The sequence below is a fragment of the Achromobacter sp. HNDS-1 genome (assembly GCF_040084795.1).
GTDB lineage: Bacteria > Pseudomonadota > Gammaproteobacteria > Burkholderiales > Burkholderiaceae_B > Achromobacter > Achromobacter ruhlandii.
The window spans coordinates 4,100,071-4,116,909 of record NZ_CP157584.1 but is presented as its reverse complement, the minus strand read 5'-3'; the positions used below and the strand labels follow the sequence as shown (position 1 = coordinate 4,116,909).

Sequence of the window (16,839 nt, the reverse complement as noted above, 5' to 3'; positions counted from 1 at the left end):
GTCGAGCCCTTAACGAGTCGCATAAAAAACGGCCGCTTGCGCGGCCGTCTCTCCCTAGGCGGAAACCGCGGCTCGATTACCAGGCAGCCACCACCGCGCCCTTGAACTTGGTCTCGATGAACTGCTTCACGGCCGGGCTGTGATAGATGCTGACCAGCTTGGCGAACTCGGGACGGTCCTTGTCCTTTTCACGCACCACCAGCACGTTGGCGTACGGCGAGTTGGGCGATTCCTGGGCGATGGCGTCGGTGGCCGGGTTCAGGCCCGCTTCCAGCGCGAAGTTGGTGTTCACGGCGGATGCGTCGGTGTCGTCCAGCGAACGCGGCAGCTGGGCGGCGTCCAGTTCGATGAAGCGCAGCTTCTTCGGGTTCTCGATGACGTCGATCGGGGTGGCCTTCAGGCCGGCTTCCGGACGCAGCTTGATGAGGCCATTGGCCTGCAGCAGCAACAGGGCGCGGCCGCCGTTGGTCGGGTCGTTCGGCAGCGCGATGCGGGCGCCTTCCTTCAGCTCGGACAGCGACTTGATCTTCTTGCTGTAGATGCCGATCGGGAAGATCACGGTCTTGGCGATGCTGACCAGCTTGTAGCCGCGGTCGGCGTTGGCGTTGTCCAGGTACGGCTGGTGCTGGTAGCTGTTCAGATCCAGGTCGCCCGAGGCCAGCGCGACGTTGGGCTGCACGTAGTCGGTGAACTCGATCACCTGGATGTTCAGGCCCTGCTTGGCGGCTTCCTGCTTGACCACGTCGAAGATCTGGGCGTGCGGGCCGGCGGTGACGCCAACCTTCAGCGGCTTGTCCTGGGCCAGCGCGGGCTGGGCGAATACGGCGGCGCCGAGGGCGAACGCGGCCAGCGACTTCAAAACCTTGATGCTCATGTTGCGAATTTCCCGGATGTCGGAAGGAGGAGAAGAATGTTCGGTGTGATCAACGATGCGAGATGCGGCGCACGTAGCGGTCGCCCAGGCTCTGGATCAGCTGCACCAGCACGATCAGCACGATGACCACCGCGGCCATCACGTCGGACTGGAAGCGCTGGTAGCCGTAACGGATCGCCAGGTCGCCCAGGCCGCCGCCGCCGATGGCGCCAGCCATGGCCGAATAGCCGATCAGGCTGACCACGGTGACGATGGTGGCGGCGATCAGGCCGGGCAGCGCCTCGGGCAACAGCACCTTCATGATGATCTGCATCGGCGAGGCGCCCATGGCGCGCGCGGCGGTGATCAGGCCCGGATCGACTTCGCGCATCGCGTTCTCGGCGATGCGCGCCATGAACGGAATCGCGGCCACCGACAGCGGCACGATGGCGGCGGTGGTGCCGATCGAGGTCTGCGCCACCAGGCGCGTGAACGGAATGATGGCGACCATCAGGATCACGAACGGCACCGAGCGGGTGGCGTTGATGACCGCGCCCAGCGCGTGGTTGACGGCCTGGTTCTCCAGCATGTTGCCGCGCGCGGTGACCGTCAGGATCACGCCCAGCGGAATGCCGACCAGCACCGCGATGGCGCTGGCCACGCCCACCATCAGCAGGGTGTCAAGCAGCGACGTAATAAGCAGGTCGATCAGTTGCGGGCTCATGAGCGATTTCTTCAACGGTGATGTCACGGGCGGTCAACGCGGCGATGGCGTCCTTGACCGCGGCGGGCGCGCCTTGGGCCAGCACGAACATCGTGCCGACAGCCACGCCCTGGATGTCTTCGACGCGCGCCTGCACCAGGCCCACGTCCAGCGAATACTGCGTCGACAGGTCGGACAGGAACGAACCCGACGCGTCGGTGCCGGTCAGCGACAGGCGCAGCAGGCGCACGGCCTGGCCCGGCTTGGCGGCGGCCAGCGTCTCGATGCGCTGCTTGACGGCGGCCAGCGTGGCGTCGGTCAGGTCCGACGCGGTCGCGGCCGACACCATGGCGCGGGTCACTTCGTGGCGCGGCTGGGCGAACACTTCGCGGGTGCTGCCCATCTCGACCACTTCGCCCTGCGACAGCACGGCCACGCGGTCGCAGACCTCGCGCACCACTTCCATCTGGTGCGTGATCATGACCACGGTCACGCCGGTCTTGCGGTTGATGTCGCGCAGCAGTGCCAGGATGTTGTGGGTAGTCTCGGGATCGAGCGCGGACGTGGCCTCGTCGCTGAGCAGCACGTCCGGATTGTTGGCCAGGGCGCGCGCGATGCCGACGCGCTGCTTCTGGCCGCCGCTGATCTGGCTGGGATAACGGTCGCGCAGGTGCTCCAGGCCCACCAGGGCCAGCAGGCGTTCGACGCGGGCCGGAATCTCGCTCTTGGCGACGCCGGCGATTTCCAGCGGCAACGCCACGTTGCCGTACACCGTGCGGCGCGACAGCAGGTTGAAGCCCTGGAACACCATGCCGATGCGGCGGCGCTGCGCGCGCAGTTGCGCCTCGCTCAGTCCGGTCAGGGCCTGGCCGCCGATGGCGATGGAGCCTTCGTTGGGACGCTCCAGCAGGTTGATGCACTGGACCAGCGTGCTTTTACCGGCCCCGCTGGGGCCGATGATGCCGAAGACCTCGCCCTGCTGGATGTGCAGGTTGATGCCACGCAGCGCCTGGAACTGGCCGTGCGGCGTGGCGTAGGTCTTGGATAGGTTCTCGATCTGAATCATGGCAAGCGATTTTGTATCTTTTCTCTTCTAAAGAGAACGACCGTTTTTTCCATTTTTAATAACTATCAGTAATATAAGATGCATCCGCGCAAAGACGTAAAGGGCAGTCTGGAAGGAAAGCCTTCCTGACTGCCCTTTTGCATGGATGGCCGGCGAACCGGCCGCGCCTGGCTCAGCGAGCGCGCGAAATACGGACTTCCGCGCCGCGGCGCTTGACCTCCAGGCCCTCGGACGGCGAAATGCGCAGGCCTTCCAGCCCCTTGATGTAGCTGGAGCCCTGCATCTGCATGACGCGGATCTTGTTGCGCATGACCACCGGGTTGTGCACCGGCATGCCGAACATCCAGACTTCGTCCAGGATGCGCGCCGAATTGAATTCGCCCGTGTGCTGCGCCGCCGGGCCGAGACAGAGCATGTGCCCTTCCCGGCCAAACACCGGGAACTGGCCCAGCTCGCAATCGATGGTCCAGGTGGTGCCGCCTTCGTAGCGATGACCGGTGTTCAGGTCCCACCAGGCCTCGCCCTTGGGCAGGTACACCCGCACCTGCTTGCCCGGCGCGGTGATCGGCGCCACCAGCAGGGCCGGGCCCAGCAGGTATTGCAGATCCCATTCGTGGGCATGCGGATCGTTCGGGAACGACAGCGCCATGGAACGCTGCACCGGCAGGCCGGTGCGGGCGGCGTCCTCGATGGCGCCCAGCACGTAAGGCACCAGGCGATAGCGCCACTGCATCCAGGTCTTGACGTGCGCCAGGGTCTCGTCGCCGAAGTCCCACGGCAGCAGGCCGTTCACGCCCTGGAACGAGAAATTGGCCGAGAACACGCCGGCAGTCAGCCAGCGCAGGTACAGCTCGGGTGTCATGTCGGCCGTGCCGCGCGACGCGGTGCCGATACCGTGCACCTGGACCGGCAGGCCCGAGGCGCCGATCGACAGCGCGGTGCGCAGGGTATGGCGCAGGCCTTCCCAGGTGTTGTCGACCTGCGGGCCCACCTGCCAAGGCAGGCGTTGGGCGGCCGGGAACAGGTCGGTGCTGGGCACCACGCCCTCGGGCGGCACTTTCAGGCCGGCGACGGCGTCGAACAGCGCGCGGCGCACCAGCAGCGGATACATGCTGCGCAGCGCCGGGCCGGTTTCGCCATTGCGGGCCGAGACACCGTCGGGAATGGCGATCTGGGCGTCGCAGGCCGGCGCGTCCAGGCCGTCTTCGACCAGTTGGCGATGGCGCTCGACCCACAGGTTGTAGATGTCGCGATAGGTCAGGTCCAGCAGGCCGTAGGGCTGGCCGGAGGTGGCGGCGATGCCGTCGAACACCTGCGCGGAGCCGTCTTCGCGCGTCAGCAGCCAGCCGCGGTCTTCGAGTTCCTCGAACAGCGGGCTGGTCTTGATGACGCCGGGGAAGCCGGACGCCGCCACGTGCACGTTGTGCTTGTGGAACAGCGCCAGCATCTGCTTGGCGTCGGGGAAACGCTGGGCGTCCCATTCGAACACGGTCTTGTCGGCCTGGAAGCCCCAGGCCGCCGGCTGCGCCAGGGTCACGGCGTCGACCGGAATCTGGTTCTCGCGCATGCGGCCCAGCAGCGCCACGGTCTGCGTCGGCATTTCGCCGCTGGCCTGCTGCAGCCAGGCGCCCATGGCCCACAGCACCGGCTGGCCGGCACGGCCGGTCAGCGCGGTGTACTGGTTCAGGATTTCGGCGGGCTCGCCGGCGAACAGGAACACGTCCAGCACCACGTCGTCGACGCTGACGACATAGGCCGAATCGGCCGGCGCCACGCCGACCGAGTGCTGTACCCGGCGCATCGTGTTGACGTACAGGCCCCAGCCGCGCGGACTCCATGCCAGCGGCAAGGCGCGATGTTCGGGGTCGTCGGAGACGACGGATTCCTCGCGGCGGTTCAGGTCGCCCGGGGTCTCGCCCAGGCCGTAGACGCGCTCGTCCGGCAGCAGCGTGAAGCCGGCGGTCCAGACCGCGTCGTCGGCCTGGTCCAGCGCGTTGTGCCCGAATGCGGGCGTATGCGCGGAAACCTCGGACTCGAACACCCGCTCTTCATTGCGGTAGAGCGCGAAGCGGACGGGATTGGATTGGACTTCCAGGGCCACGTCGCCCTGGGTGATGCGCCAACCGTCCCCGCCTTCGCGCGGGGCGATGGCGGCCTCGCCCACCGCCTCCTGGCGCGCGAGCAACATCTCGGCCACGGCGCGCGCGCGCGCGCCGGGCTTGTCATCGGTAAGGTGGTTCGCCTCGCCGCAGCGCAGGCGAAACACACCAGGCGCATGCGCCTCGACTACCAGGTGCAACCCATCGCCCGCGTCGAAATCGATGCGACTGGGGCGGGACGTCAGCAGCTCGATGGTGTCGAGCTGGGTAGTATGGGCAAAGTCGAACTTGGGCGGCACAGAGCATCCCCCGGCTTAAGCCAAAAACCATCAAAAGACGCTATTTTGACGGATTTGAGCTTTGAAATAAACTCGGTCCCTCTTTTGGATGGCGATATCGTCCAAAAAAAGGGTCACAAAGCCCCCGGCCGGCCCGTATCCGGCTCATCGCCGGCGCGCCGCCGCAACGCCATGCCTGCCCCAACGCGGGCCCATTTGGCGCCAAATCCTGGCATTTGCCGTCATTCTACGCCACCCCATTTCAGCCCTCCGCGCGCCCCGGAAGTTTTTTCAGCGCGGCGCAATCAGTTGGGACAGATCGGTTTCAAGAGGTGACGGTTCGCCGCAAAGGCGGGACGCGATCAGATCTCCCATCAAGGCCGACCAGGACAACCCGCGCGAAGCATAGCCAGCGGCCAGCCACAGGCCCGGCGCATGGGCCAGTTCGCCCACGGCCGGCAGGCGCCCCGGCAACACCGCCCGCCACCCCGCCCAACCCGGCAGGCTACCGGGCACCAGGTCATGCAACGCGGCCAAGCCGTCGCCCAGCAGGCCCGCGGCCTTGTCCAGGGTGACGCGCTGGCCTTCGGCGCCGATGCGCGCCTCGGTGGCGCCATGCACATAGGTGCTGCCCGCCACGCAGCCGCTGCCCGTGTCCGGCAGCAGGTAGCCTTCGCCCCCCACCACGCAGCGCGGACCGCCACCCAGCGCGGCCGCCGGCAGCAGCGTGACCTCGCCCGCCAGCGCATGCATCTGCGCCACGCGCGGCAACGGCGCCAGCAGGTCGCTGGCGGCCAGCACCTGCCGCGCGCCGAAGGCATTGGCGAGGATCACGTGGGCGGCCTGGCCCAGCGTCGCTCCCGTCGCATCCAGCGCGCGCCAGCCCCCGGCGTCGCGCGCCAGCCGCGCCACGCAGCCCGGCGCCACCCGCACGCCGGCGGTCGCCAGCAAGGCGGGAATCAATTCGCTCGGCTGCACCAACATGCCCTGGCCGAAAAACACGCCGCCGCGCGCCAACGGCAGGCCCGCCAGCGCGCTGGCCTCGTCGCGGCTCACCGCGCGCACCCAATCGGCGGGAAACGCCAGGGTCGCCAAGGTGTCCGCCAAGGCCGCCGCGCGGCCCGCATCGCGATCCAGCTGCACCGTGCCACACACCCTCGGCGCCGCGCCGCCCGGTAGTCCGGCCCAGCGCGCCAGGGCGCGGCCACTGCCGGCGCGCGACAGGCGCGCGCGCGCGTTGTCGTCGCGCGCCAGCACCGGCGTCAGCGCCGCCGCGACATGGCCGGCATGGGCCGGCGCGCCGCGCGCCAGTCCCGCATCCAGCACCGTCACCCCCCAGCCGCGCAGGGCCAGCGCTTGCGCGATGCCGGCGCCGGCCAACCCCGACCCCACCACCAGCGCGTGACGGACTCGCTCGTCCTGCGCGGCTGGCGCGGCGGCCGCGCCCGGCATCGCCGTGGCCACCGTCATATGCCATTTGCCGCCATAGCCCGGCGCGCGCCGCGCCTCGAACCCCGCTTCCTGCAAGGCCCGCCGCAACTCGCCGGTGCAGGCCCAGGTGGCCAATGTGGCGCCCGGCGCGGCCAGCCGCGCCAGCTCCTTGAGCAATGGCGCCTCCCACATGCGCGGGTTGCGCTCGGGCGCGAAGCCATCCAGGAAGTACGCGTCCACCCGCGCCGACAAGCGCGGCGCCAGCGCCTGCGCGTCGCCGAATCCAAGCGTCAGCGTCACCGCGCCGCCCTCGAATTCAAGCCGGTGCAGGCCCGGCAGCAAGGACGGCCACTGCGCCGCCAGTTGCGTCGCCAGGGGCGCCAACGCCTCGGGCGCATGGCGCGCCAGCAGCGCCGCCAGATCCTCGCGGCTGAACGGGTGCGCTTCCAGTGACAGCACGTGCAGGCGGCGCGCGCGCCGCGGATCGTCGCGCCACGCGCGCCAGGCCGCCAGGAAATTCAGGCCCAGGCCGAAGCCGGTCTCGCAGACCGTGAACGCGTCGCGGCCGCGCCAGCGTTCCGGCAGGCCGTTGCCGCGCAGGAACACGTGTTCCGCCTGGCCCAGGGCTCCCGAGGGCGAGTGATAGACGTCGCCATACGCCGGGCTGTAGAGCCGGCCTTGCGCGTCGACGTCGGCAACGGCGGGGGTCAGGGGCACATAGGAGGAAGACATGGGGAAAACCGGGCGCTTCAGGGAAATTTCGGGAATATCGGCAAAGCGGGATTATCGAACGGCGCGGCCGGCCTGCGTTGGATGCGCGCCACGCGCGGCGCGGCTTTTGCCCCGCCGCAACGGCTTTGACGCATACCTGGGCTTACACTGATTTCATGGAAACCTATGACCCGCCCCGCTCGCTGACCTCGCCCATCGACCTGTGCGCGGCGCTGGATGCCGCGGTCACGGCCGCCCATGCCGGCGCGGCCATCCTGCAATCCTACGCGCATCACCGCGCCGATCTGGTGATCGATCGCAAGGCGCGCAACGATCTGGTGTCGCAGGCCGACCGCGAGGCCGAAGCCGCCATCATCGACGAACTGCAGGCGCGCACGCCGGAATTCGGCATCGTCGCCGAGGAAACCGGCGGTCAGGCGCAGGGCGCGGCCACCTGGTACATCGATCCGCTGGACGGCACCACCAATTTCCTGCACGACATCCCGCACTATGCGGTGTCGATCGCGCTGATCGCCCACGCCGGCACCGCCATCTCCGCCAACGAGCGCCTGGCGCGGGACATGCCGGTGGCGGGCGTGGTCTACGACCCCAGCCGCGAAGAACTCTTCACCGCGGTGTATGGCCTGGGCGCCTGGCTCAATGGCCGCCGCATCACCTGCTCGCGCACCCGCACGCTCGAAGACTCGGTGCTGGCCACCGGCTTTCCGTTCCGCGACTTCTCCTTCGCCAGTCAGTACATGCCGATGCTGCACGACGCCATCAACCGCGCGCGCGGCGTGCGGCGCATGGGCGCGGCCGCGCTCGACCTGGCCTGGACCGCCTGCGGCCGCTATGACGGCTATTGGGAAATGGGCCTGGCGCCCTGGGACGTGGCCGCCGGCACGCTGATCGTGCGCGAGGCGGGCGGCGCCTGCAGCGACATGCACCGGCAGGATTCCTGGCCCATCGGCGGACGCGTGGTGGCCGGCAACCCGGACATCGAACGCGCCCTGCACGAGATGATCGCGCCGCACCTGGACCAGCCGGGCTGAACGCCCGGCCGCGCCGCGACCTCAGGCCGGCTGGCCTTGCGGCGCGGCGGCCTCGGCGTCCGGCCGCAATTCACGCCGCAGGATCTTGCCGACATTGCTCTTGGGCAGTTCGTCACGGAACTCCACATAGCGCGGCCGCTTGTAGCCGGTCAGCTTGTCCTTGCACCACTGCTGCACCTGGGCCTCGGTCAGCGCGGAATCCTTCTTCACCACGAACACCTTGACCGCCTCGCCCGAGTGCTCGTCCGGCACCCCGATGGCCGCGCACTCCAGCACGCCCGGCATCTGCGACACCGCCGCCTCCACCTCGTTCGGATAGACCTTGAAGCCGGACACGGTGATCATGTCCTTCTTGCGGTCGACGATGCGCGTGTAGCCCTTGTCGTCCATGATGCCGATATCGCCAGTGCGGAAATAGCCGTCCGCCGTCATCACGTGACGCGTTTCCTCGGGCTTCTGCCAATAGCCGGCCATGACCTGCGGCCCGCGGATGCTGACTTCGCCGCGCTCGCCCAGCGGCACCTCGTTGCCGGCGTCGTCGAGGATGGCGACGTAGGTGGACGGCAGCGGCAGGCCGATGGAACCGGAATACGCCGTGGCATCGCACGGATTGACCGTGGCCACCGGCGACGTTTCCGACAGGCCATAGCCTTCGATCAGGGGCTTGCCCGTGATCTTCAGCCAGCGCTCGGCCACCGCCTGCTGCACCGCCATGCCGCCGCCCAGGGCCAGCCGCAGCCCGGAAAAATCGAGCCTGGCGAAATCCTCGTTGTGCACCAGCGCGTTGAACAGCGTATTGACGCCGGGAAACACGTTGATGGGCACCTTGCGCCAGGCATTGATCAACGAAGGCTGGTCGCGCGGATTGATGATCAGCACGTTGCGCATGCCCGCGTACATGCCGTACAGGCCGCAGACCGTCATGGCAAACACGTGATAAAGCGGCAAGGCGCTCAGCACGGTGATCTGCCGATCCGTCATGTCGCGCAGGGCCGGCGCCGCCACCGCCTCCATCTGCTTCACATTGGAGGTCAGGTTGCGATGCGTCAGCATCGCCCCCTTGGGCACGCCGGTGGTCCCGCCGGTGTATTGCAGCACCGCCAGGTCGTCCATCGAGATCGCCGGCGCGGTGAACGGCAGGCCGGCCCCCTTGGCCAGCACCTTCGGCAGCATCAGCGCGCCATCGAGCTGCCAGGCGGGCACCAGTTTCTTGACATAGCGGGCCGCCAGGTTCACCAGCGGCGCCTTCAGGCCGCCCAGCAGGTCGCCCGGCCCGGTCACCACGATGTGCCTGAGCTGGCCCCGGTCGGACACGCTCTGCAGGGTGTGGGCGAAATTCTCGAGGATCACGATGACCGCCGCGCCGCTGTCCAGCAACTGCCGCTGCAATTCCTCGGCGGTATACAGCGGGTTGACGTTGACCACCGCATGGCCGGCCCGCAGGGTGCCCAGCAGGGCCACCAGGTAGGCCGGCACGTTGGGCATCATCAGCGCCACCCGCGAGCCCTTCGGCAGATCCAGGCTTTGCAGCCAGCCGGCGAACCCGCGCGCGTGCGCGTCCAGCTGCGCATAGGTGATGTCACTGCCCATGGCGGTACAGGCGACGCGCCCCGCGAACTGCTTGCAGGCCCGGTCCAGCAGGTCGGTCAGCGATGTGTAGCCGTCGATGGAGATGTCGGCGGGAACCCCTTGCGGGTAATGGGCAAGCCACGGACGGGTCATGGTGTTTGTCTCCATTAAATTGATTTTTGATTGATGATAACCTTGTTGCGTTCCCAAATTCCGCCTGATTCTTCCCATGAAACTGCTCGATCCCATCGTTGCCTGGCGCGACGATATCTCCCAGATCCGGCGCGACATCCACGCGCATCCCGAATTGGCGTTCGAGGAATTCCGCACCGCCGACGTGGTCGCGGCCAAGCTCGAAGAATGGGGCATTGAAATCCATCGCGGCCTGGGCGGTACCGGCGTGGTCGGCATCATCCGCGGCGACCGGCCCGGCGAGCGCGCCGTCGGCCTGCGCGCCGACATGGACGCCCTGCCCATGCAGGAAGCCAACACCTTCGCCCACGCCAGCAAGCACGCCGGCAAGATGCACGCCTGCGGCCACGACGGCCATACCGCCATGCTGCTGGCCGCCGCCCGCTACCTGTCGCAGCACCGCGACTTCGCCGGCACGGTGTATGTGATCTTCCAGCCGGCCGAGGAAGGCGGCGGCGGCGCCAAGCGCATGATCGACGACGGCCTGTTCACCCGCTTCCCGATGGAAGCGGTGTTCGGCATGCACAATTGGCCCGGCATGGCGCCCGGCCAGTTCGGCGTGACCGCCGGCCCCATCATGGCGTCCAGCAACGAATTCTCCATCGTGGTCAAGGGCAAGGGCACCCATGCCGGCATGCCCAACCTGGGCATCGACCCGGTGATGGCGGCGGTGCAGCTGGCGCAATCGCTGCAGACCATCATCACGCGCAACCGCAATCCGCTCGACGCCGCGGTGCTCAGCATCACGCAGATCCACGCCGGCAGCGCCGACAACGTGGTGCCCAACCACGCCGAACTGCGCGGCACGGTGCGCACCTTCACGCTGGAAGTGCTGGACCTGATCGAACGGCGTATGGAAGAGATCGCGCGCCACACCTGCGCCGCCATGGACTGCGAGGTGGAGTTCACCTTCCAGCGCAACTACCCGCCCACCATCAACCATCCGGAAGAAGCGGCTTTCTGTGCCGACGTCATGCGCGACATCGTCGGCGACGACAAGGTCAACGACCACGTGCAGCCCACCATGGGCGCCGAGGACTTCGCCTTCATGCTGCAGGAATTGCCGGGCTGCTACGTCTGGATCGGCAACGGCGTCGGCGATCACCGCGCCGCCGGCCATGGGCTGGGCCCGTGCATGCTGCACAACGGCAGCTACGACTTCAACGACGACCTGCTGCCGCTGGGCGGCACCTACTGGGTACAGCTGGCGCTCAAGCGCCTGGCCAAGCCCTGACGCGCCGCTAGAAACCGCCCCCCTGCCCCGTCCGCACCGCCTGGCACATCGCCAGGAAGCGCTGGGCGGCGCGGGCGGCGGCGTCCGCGTGCGGCACCAGGATGCTCAGTGTGCGCGTCAGCGGCCGCGGCAACAGCCGCAACGCCGCCAGCGCGCCGTCCTCGTGCCGCATCGACATGGCCGACACGAAGCCCACGCCGAGTCCGGCGCGCACCGCCTGCTTCACGCCCTCCACCCCGGCCAGTTCCAGACCGATCGACGGCGCCAGGCCGGCATCGGCAAACGCCCGCTCCACCAGCCGCCGCACGCCTGAACCGGGCTCGCGCATCACCAGCGCCGACAGCGCCAGGTCGCGCAGCGTCACCGCGCCCTTGCCGGCCAGCGCGTGATCGGCCCGCACGATCGCCACCACCTCGTCCTGCCGCCACGCGTGCACCGCGGTATCGGCGGGCAGGCCCGCCGGCACGTCGCCCTCGATGAAGGCCAGGTCCAACGCCGGCAGGCGCTCGACGATCTCGCGGGTATTGCCATCGGACAAGTGCAGGCTGACCGCCGGAAACGCCTGGCGGAAGTCGGCCACCAGCGCAGGAAGCAGGTAGCTCGCGGGCGTGGTGCTGGCCCCCAGCCGCAGCACGCCGGTTTCCAGGCCGCGCCAGGACTCGCGCACCGCCTGCGCCTGGCGATACACCTGGCGCAGCTGGCGCGCCTGTTCGGCCAGGCGCTCGCCGGCCTCGGTCAGCGCAATGCCGTGGCCGCTGCGACGGTATAGCGGTTCCCCGAACCATTCCTGCAAGGCCCGCAGCTGGCCCGACACGGCCGGCTGTGACAGGTGCAGTTGCTGGGCCGCGCGGCTGATGTTGCCGGCATCGGCCACCGTGGCGAAGGTGAGCAATTGATCGGGGGTCATGGGCGGTCCGGCCGGCGGCAACCGTATTATCAGAATTTCCGATATTTCATATCAAAAATGAAAATTTTCCAAATAATTGTGGCGAAACTAATATTTCGTCTGGTTATTTAGATATGCACAAAGGCCCGCCATGAGCACCGCCAGCACCACCGCCCCCCAACATGCCGCCCCCGCCGCGCCGCCCGCCACGGCCGCCGCGGCCACGCCCTGGCGCGACAAGCTCAACGGCGTGCTGTTCGTCGGCCTCATGTCGGCCGCGGTCATGCAGCTGGCGGACCTGCCCGCCATCCGCCAGCTGGGCTTTTCGCCGCTGGTGGTCGGTATCGTCTGCGGCATGCTGTACGGCAACTTCCTGCGCGGCACCATGCCGGTCGACTGGGGCGTGGGCGTCAACTTCACCGCGCGCCGCCTGCTGCGCATCGCCGTGGCCTTCTACGGCCTGAACATCAGCATCCAGCAGATCGCCGCCGTCGGCCTGCCGGGCCTGGCGGTCTCGGTGGCGGTCGTGGTGGGCACGCTGCTGATCGGCACCTGGGTGGGCCAGCGCCTGCTCGGGCTGGACCGCGACACCGCCATGCTGACCGCCGCCGGCAGCGCCATCTGTGGCGCCGCCGCCGTGCTGGCCTTCGAACCGACCCTGCGGGCGCAACCGCACAAGAGCGCCGTGGCGGTGGCTACCGTGGTGCTGTTCGGCACGCTGTCGATGTTCCTGTACCCGGTGCTGTATCACGCCGGCTGGCTGCCGTTCGACACCCAGTCGCTGGGTATCTACATCGGCGGCACCATCCACGAAGTGGCGCAGGTGGTCGGCGCGGCCAGCAACATCGACCCCGCCACCACGGAAGTCGCCACCATCGTCAAGATGACCCGCGTCGCGCTGCTGGTGCCGGTGCTGCTCATCCTCGGCCTGTACCTGCGCAGCGCCGCCAGCCATGCCGGCGGCAACGCCAAGGGCGCCAAGCTGCCGATTCCCTGGTTCGCGGTCGGCTTCCTGGTCCTGGCCATCGTCAACTCGCTCAACATCATCCCCGCCGACGTGATCGCCGCCATCCGCCGCCTGGACGTCTTCGCCCTGACCATGGCCATGACCGCGCTGGGCATCGAGACCCGCTTCGCCAATATCCGCAAGGCCGGTCCGCGCGTGATGGCGCTGGGCCTGATCCTGTACGCCTGGCTGCTGGTCGGCGGCTACGGCATCGTCAAGCTGGCGTCCTGATCCGCGCCCGCTTCGATAAAGCGCGCCGACGGGGCGCCGGCCCGCGCCGGCGCCCCGTTTTTCCTGCATAATCGGCTGGTTGCCTTGCATTGGAGCCGGCCGCATGACCTCCAGCACCAAAACTCCCTTCACGACCTTGCCCGCCAATCGCGACGCCGTATTGCGCGTCATGCCGATGCCGGCGGACGCCAACATCCACGGGGACGTTTTCGGCGGCTGGATCATGTCCCAGGTCGACATCGCCGGCTCGATTCCCGCCGCCCGCCGCGCGGCCGGCCGCGTCGCCACGGTCGCCGTCAACGCCTTCCAGTTCAAGCAGCCCGTGTTCGTGGGCGACCTGCTCAGCTTCTACGCGGCCATCGTCAAGACCGGCAAGACCTCCATCACCGTCTCGGTCGAGGTCTACGCGGAACGCCAGCGCCTGGACGCCGAAGTCGTCAAGGTCACCGAAGCCACGCTGACCTACGTGGCCACCGACGAAGCCCGTCGCAGCCGCCCCCTTCCCATTCTTTGAGTCGTAACGCATGACGCAGTCCGCCGCCGCGCAGAAACCGCCCGCGACGCCCCGCCGCCTCGACCCGGAAGACGCGCAGCACGCCCTGGCCGAAGTCCAGGAACGCCTGCGCCGCCAGCAACTGGTCGCCGACCTGGTGCATCGCCAGGAAGAAGGCGACGCCAAGGCCAACCTGGTCGAAGACCTGGTGCACCGCCAGCACGAGGCCGAGCTCAAGACCCTGCTGGACGGCCTGCATCCCGCGGACATCGCCTTCATCCTCGAATCGTTGCCCAAGGATGAACGCCAGACGATCTGGAAGCTGGTCAGCCCCGAGCACGACGCCGACGTGCTGCTCGAGGTCGAAGACTGGGTGCGCGAATCGCTGATCGAAGCGATGGACCGCCAGGACCTGGTGGCCGCCACCGGCAACATGGACGCCGACGAACTGGCGGACCTGGCGCCCGACCTGCCGCCGGACGTGGTGGCCGAGGTCCAGAAAGGCCTGACCGAGGAAGAGCGCGCGCAACTGCTGGAAGCCATGGGCTATCCGGAAGACAGCGTCGGCGCCATCATGGACTTCGAAATGGTCCGGGTGCGCGAGGACGTCACGCTCGAAGTGGTGTTGCGCTACCTGCGCCGCCTGCACGAACTGCCCGACCACACCGACCAGATCTTCGTGGTCGACCGCCAGGACAAGCTGCAGGGCATCCTGCCGCTGTCGCGCCTGCTGGTCAGCGAACCCGAGACCGAAGTGCGCGCGGTCATGAACTCGGATTTCCTGACGCTCAATCCGCTCGACTCCGACGCCGACGCGGCCGGCGCCTTCGAACGCTACGACCTGGTGTCCGCGCCCGTGATGGACGACCAGGGCCGCCTGATCGGCCGCGTCACCATCGCCGACGTGGTCGACGTGATGCGCGAAGACTCGCAAGAGCAGGCCCTGTCACGCGCCGGCCTGCAGGAAGAGGACATCTTCGCGCCGGTCAGCACCGCGCTGCGCAACCGCGCGCCCTGGCTGCTGTTCAACCTCTGTACCGCCGCCACGGCGTCGTTCGTGGCCTCGCAATTCGAGGGCACGGTCAGCCAGATCGTGATCCTGGCGTTCCTGATGTCGATCGTCGCCGGCATCGGCGGCAACTCGGGCAACCAGACCATGACGCTGATCATCCGCGCCCTGGCCATGGGCCGCATCACCGGCCGCAACCTGTGGCAGCTGGTCAAGCGCGAACTGTTCGTGACCCTGATGGTGGGGCTGTGCGGCAGCCTGGTCGCGGCCCTGTTCGCCTGGGCCATCTCGCATTCGATCTCGATCGCGCTGGTGATGATGGCGGCCATGGTCTGCAACATGCTGGTCGGGGCCTCTGTCGGCGTGCTGGTGCCGATGGTGCGGGCCCGCTTCGGCAAGGACCCCGCCATGGGGTCGTCGGTGCTGCTGACCTTCGCCACCGACTCGCTCGGCTTTTTCATCTTCCTGGGCCTGGCCACCATTTTCCTGCTGTAGCGCGTCCACAACGGACTTGCACAGGATTGTTTCACCGTATATCCAGGGCGGCTTTTTGACAGCGGCATGACAGTCAAGATGGCGGCGGCTCCGTTACAGTAACGGAGTTGTCATCATTCTCTGTTCTTACAATGACCGCCAGATTCCGGGCCGCGCTTTTTTGCCTGCTGCTCTCGACCTTCAGTGCCGCCGCGCACGCCTGCGACAATTTGCCCTCGTGGGCCCAGTCCGCCTGCCAACGCCTCGACCAGATCTGGACCGAAGGCGGCAATGATCTCTATTTCAGCGGCTACGCGTGGCACAACCGCGCCATGTACAGCCGCGAGAAGATCAACAGCTTCAACGAGCTGGCCTGGGGCGGCGGCTATGGCCGCAGCATCTACGACGAGGACGGCGACTGGCAAGGCCTGTACGCCATGGCCTTCTTGGACTCGCACAGCAAGGTCGAGCCGATCGCCGGCTATGGTTTCCTGAAGATCGGACGGGTCAGCGAGAACTTCCGGCTGGGCGCCGGCTATACGGTATTCCTGACCGCGCGCCACGACATCATGAGCTACGTGCCCTTCCCCGGCGTGCTGCCGCTGGTCTCGGCCGGCTACAAGGACACCATGCTGTACGCCACCTACATCCCCGGCTCGCGCGGCGCGGGCAACGTGCTGTTCATGTTCGGCCGCTGGGCCTTCTGACGGCCCGGCGCGCCGCCGCGGAACCGTCCCAGGCGCCCGCCGCAAGGCGCTTCAGCGGCCTCGGGCGAGCCGCCTTTCAGCAGGGCTGCATGCCCAGGCGACGCACCAGTTCGCCCAGGCGCCAATCGTCAATGCCGTGGGCGCGCAGCGCTTTTTCGGTTTCCACCACGTAATCCAGGCAGGGGCCTGAATGCCCGACCGCGTTGCGCACCGACGCCAGCAGGCGGTCGTCGCTCAGGTCGGCGGCGTATTCCTGGCAGGCGCGATTGAGCAGAAACACGAGGCCGCGCACCGGCGCCTGTTCGGTATGGCAGGTCAGCCAGCGCGGCGTATAGGCGCCAGTGACCATCTCGCGGCGCCACAACGCCTGGAACACCATCGGCACGTCATCGGCCGCGATCTGAAACGCCACGCCGCGGCAGCAGCCGCCGCGGTCCAGCCCGAACACCAGTCCGGGATTGTCGGGCGAGCCGCGGTGGTCATGCGACCACAGGCAAAGCGAGCGGTGATAGCCGCGCACCGTGGCCAGGCGCCGTTCGCGCCAGGCAAAGCCGGGATGCCAGATCAGGGAGCCGTAGGCGAACACCCACAGGTCGTCGGTGCCGTTCCATCCCACCAAAAGCTCTTCCACCGACGCGGGTTGCGTCTTCGCCAGTCCGGCACAGCCGGCGGGTACTGCCAACGACATAGGGTCCTCTGATATCCCGGGTTCATTCCCATGGCGGGAATGACGGATATGCTACGCCGCCCGGCGCGCAAAAGAATTGCGAGATAGGGCGCCTGCAACAGGCCGAAAGAAATTTGTATTCGCCGGAGGCCGGCGCCAGGGAAAAAAATTGCGCGTT

General features: G+C 67.9%; 14 protein-coding genes. 6 read left to right on the top strand and 8 right to left on the bottom strand.

Annotated features, from left to right (window positions below; translation table 11 throughout):
- Positions 1-76: 76 nt before the first annotated feature.
- The 5 genes from ABFG95_RS19100 to mnmD all read right to left on the bottom strand — a co-directional run bounded on the left by ABFG95_RS19100 (position 77) and on the right by mnmD (position 7,162).
- Complete coding sequence (locus ABFG95_RS19100; RefSeq protein ID WP_049071433.1) at positions 77-874, bottom strand: MetQ/NlpA family ABC transporter substrate-binding protein; 798 nt, start codon at positions 872-874, stop codon at positions 77-79.
- Between the two features lie 49 nt (positions 875-923).
- Positions 924-1,577 carry a methionine ABC transporter permease gene (locus ABFG95_RS19095; RefSeq protein ID WP_006388812.1) on the bottom strand — a complete coding sequence of 218 codons (654 nt, stop codon included), beginning with the start codon at positions 1,575-1,577 and terminating at the stop codon, positions 924-926.
- A complete protein-coding gene (locus ABFG95_RS19090; protein ID WP_049071432.1) occupies positions 1,534-2,622 on the bottom strand; it encodes a methionine ABC transporter ATP-binding protein in 1,089 nt (362 codons plus the stop codon). The genes ABFG95_RS19095 and ABFG95_RS19090 overlap by 44 nt, the downstream gene beginning before the upstream one ends.
- 172 nt (positions 2,623-2,794) lie before the next feature.
- Entirely contained in the window at positions 2,795-5,020 is a 2,226-nt protein-coding gene (locus ABFG95_RS19085; RefSeq protein WP_278991247.1) for a glycoside hydrolase family 31 protein, read from the bottom strand.
- Between the two features lie 270 nt (positions 5,021-5,290).
- Positions 5,291-7,162, bottom strand: a complete 1,872-nt coding sequence (mnmD, locus tag ABFG95_RS19080; RefSeq protein ID WP_278991248.1) for a tRNA (5-methylaminomethyl-2-thiouridine)(34)-methyltransferase MnmD — start codon at positions 7,160-7,162, stop codon at positions 5,291-5,293.
- A 155-nt stretch (positions 7,163-7,317) separates the two neighbouring features.
- Here mnmD and ABFG95_RS19075 point away from each other — a divergent pair, with 155 nt between their 5' ends.
- The gene (locus tag ABFG95_RS19075) at positions 7,318-8,193 is read left to right on the top strand and encodes an inositol monophosphatase family protein (RefSeq protein WP_348994837.1); all 876 of its coding nucleotides are present in this window, start codon (positions 7,318-7,320) and stop codon (positions 8,191-8,193) included.
- Between the two features lie 21 nt (positions 8,194-8,214).
- Here the strand turns inward: ABFG95_RS19075 and ABFG95_RS19070 are convergent, their stop codons facing one another.
- Complete coding sequence (locus tag ABFG95_RS19070; RefSeq protein ID WP_059269331.1) at positions 8,215-9,915, bottom strand: AMP-binding protein; 1,701 nt, start codon at positions 9,913-9,915, stop codon at positions 8,215-8,217.
- A 76-nt stretch (positions 9,916-9,991) separates the two neighbouring features.
- Here ABFG95_RS19070 and ABFG95_RS19065 point away from each other — a divergent pair, with 76 nt between their 5' ends.
- Complete coding sequence (locus ABFG95_RS19065; RefSeq protein ID WP_049071422.1) at positions 9,992-11,188, top strand: M20 aminoacylase family protein; 1,197 nt, start codon at positions 9,992-9,994, stop codon at positions 11,186-11,188.
- Positions 11,189-11,195: 7 nt separating this feature from the next.
- Here the strand turns inward: ABFG95_RS19065 and ABFG95_RS19060 are convergent, their stop codons facing one another.
- Positions 11,196-12,095, bottom strand: coding sequence for a LysR family transcriptional regulator (locus ABFG95_RS19060; RefSeq protein ID WP_049071420.1), 900 nt, complete (start codon positions 12,093-12,095; stop codon positions 11,196-11,198).
- A gap of 130 nt (positions 12,096-12,225) precedes the next feature.
- Here ABFG95_RS19060 and ABFG95_RS19055 point away from each other — a divergent pair, with 130 nt between their 5' ends.
- The 4 genes from ABFG95_RS19055 to pagP all read left to right on the top strand — a co-directional run bounded on the left by ABFG95_RS19055 (position 12,226) and on the right by pagP (position 15,994).
- Complete coding sequence (locus ABFG95_RS19055; protein ID WP_175183047.1) at positions 12,226-13,311, top strand: YeiH family protein; 1,086 nt, start codon at positions 12,226-12,228, stop codon at positions 13,309-13,311.
- Between the two features lie 103 nt (positions 13,312-13,414).
- On the top strand, positions 13,415-13,825 hold the full coding sequence (locus ABFG95_RS19050; RefSeq protein ID WP_049071416.1) for an acyl-CoA thioesterase: 411 nt from the start codon (positions 13,415-13,417) through the stop codon (positions 13,823-13,825).
- Positions 13,826-13,835: 10 nt separating this feature from the next.
- Complete coding sequence (mgtE, locus tag ABFG95_RS19045; protein ID WP_049071414.1) at positions 13,836-15,308, top strand: magnesium transporter; 1,473 nt, start codon at positions 13,836-13,838, stop codon at positions 15,306-15,308.
- Positions 15,309-15,439: 131 nt separating this feature from the next.
- On the top strand, positions 15,440-15,994 hold the full coding sequence (pagP, locus tag ABFG95_RS19040; RefSeq protein ID WP_049071412.1) for a lipid IV(A) palmitoyltransferase PagP: 555 nt from the start codon (positions 15,440-15,442) through the stop codon (positions 15,992-15,994).
- A gap of 76 nt (positions 15,995-16,070) precedes the next feature.
- Here pagP and ABFG95_RS19035 read toward each other — a convergent pair whose 3' ends face one another.
- Positions 16,071-16,682 carry a gamma-glutamylcyclotransferase gene (locus tag ABFG95_RS19035; protein ID WP_059269329.1) on the bottom strand — a complete coding sequence of 204 codons (612 nt, stop codon included), beginning with the start codon at positions 16,680-16,682 and terminating at the stop codon, positions 16,071-16,073.
- Positions 16,683-16,839 lie beyond the last annotated feature (157 nt).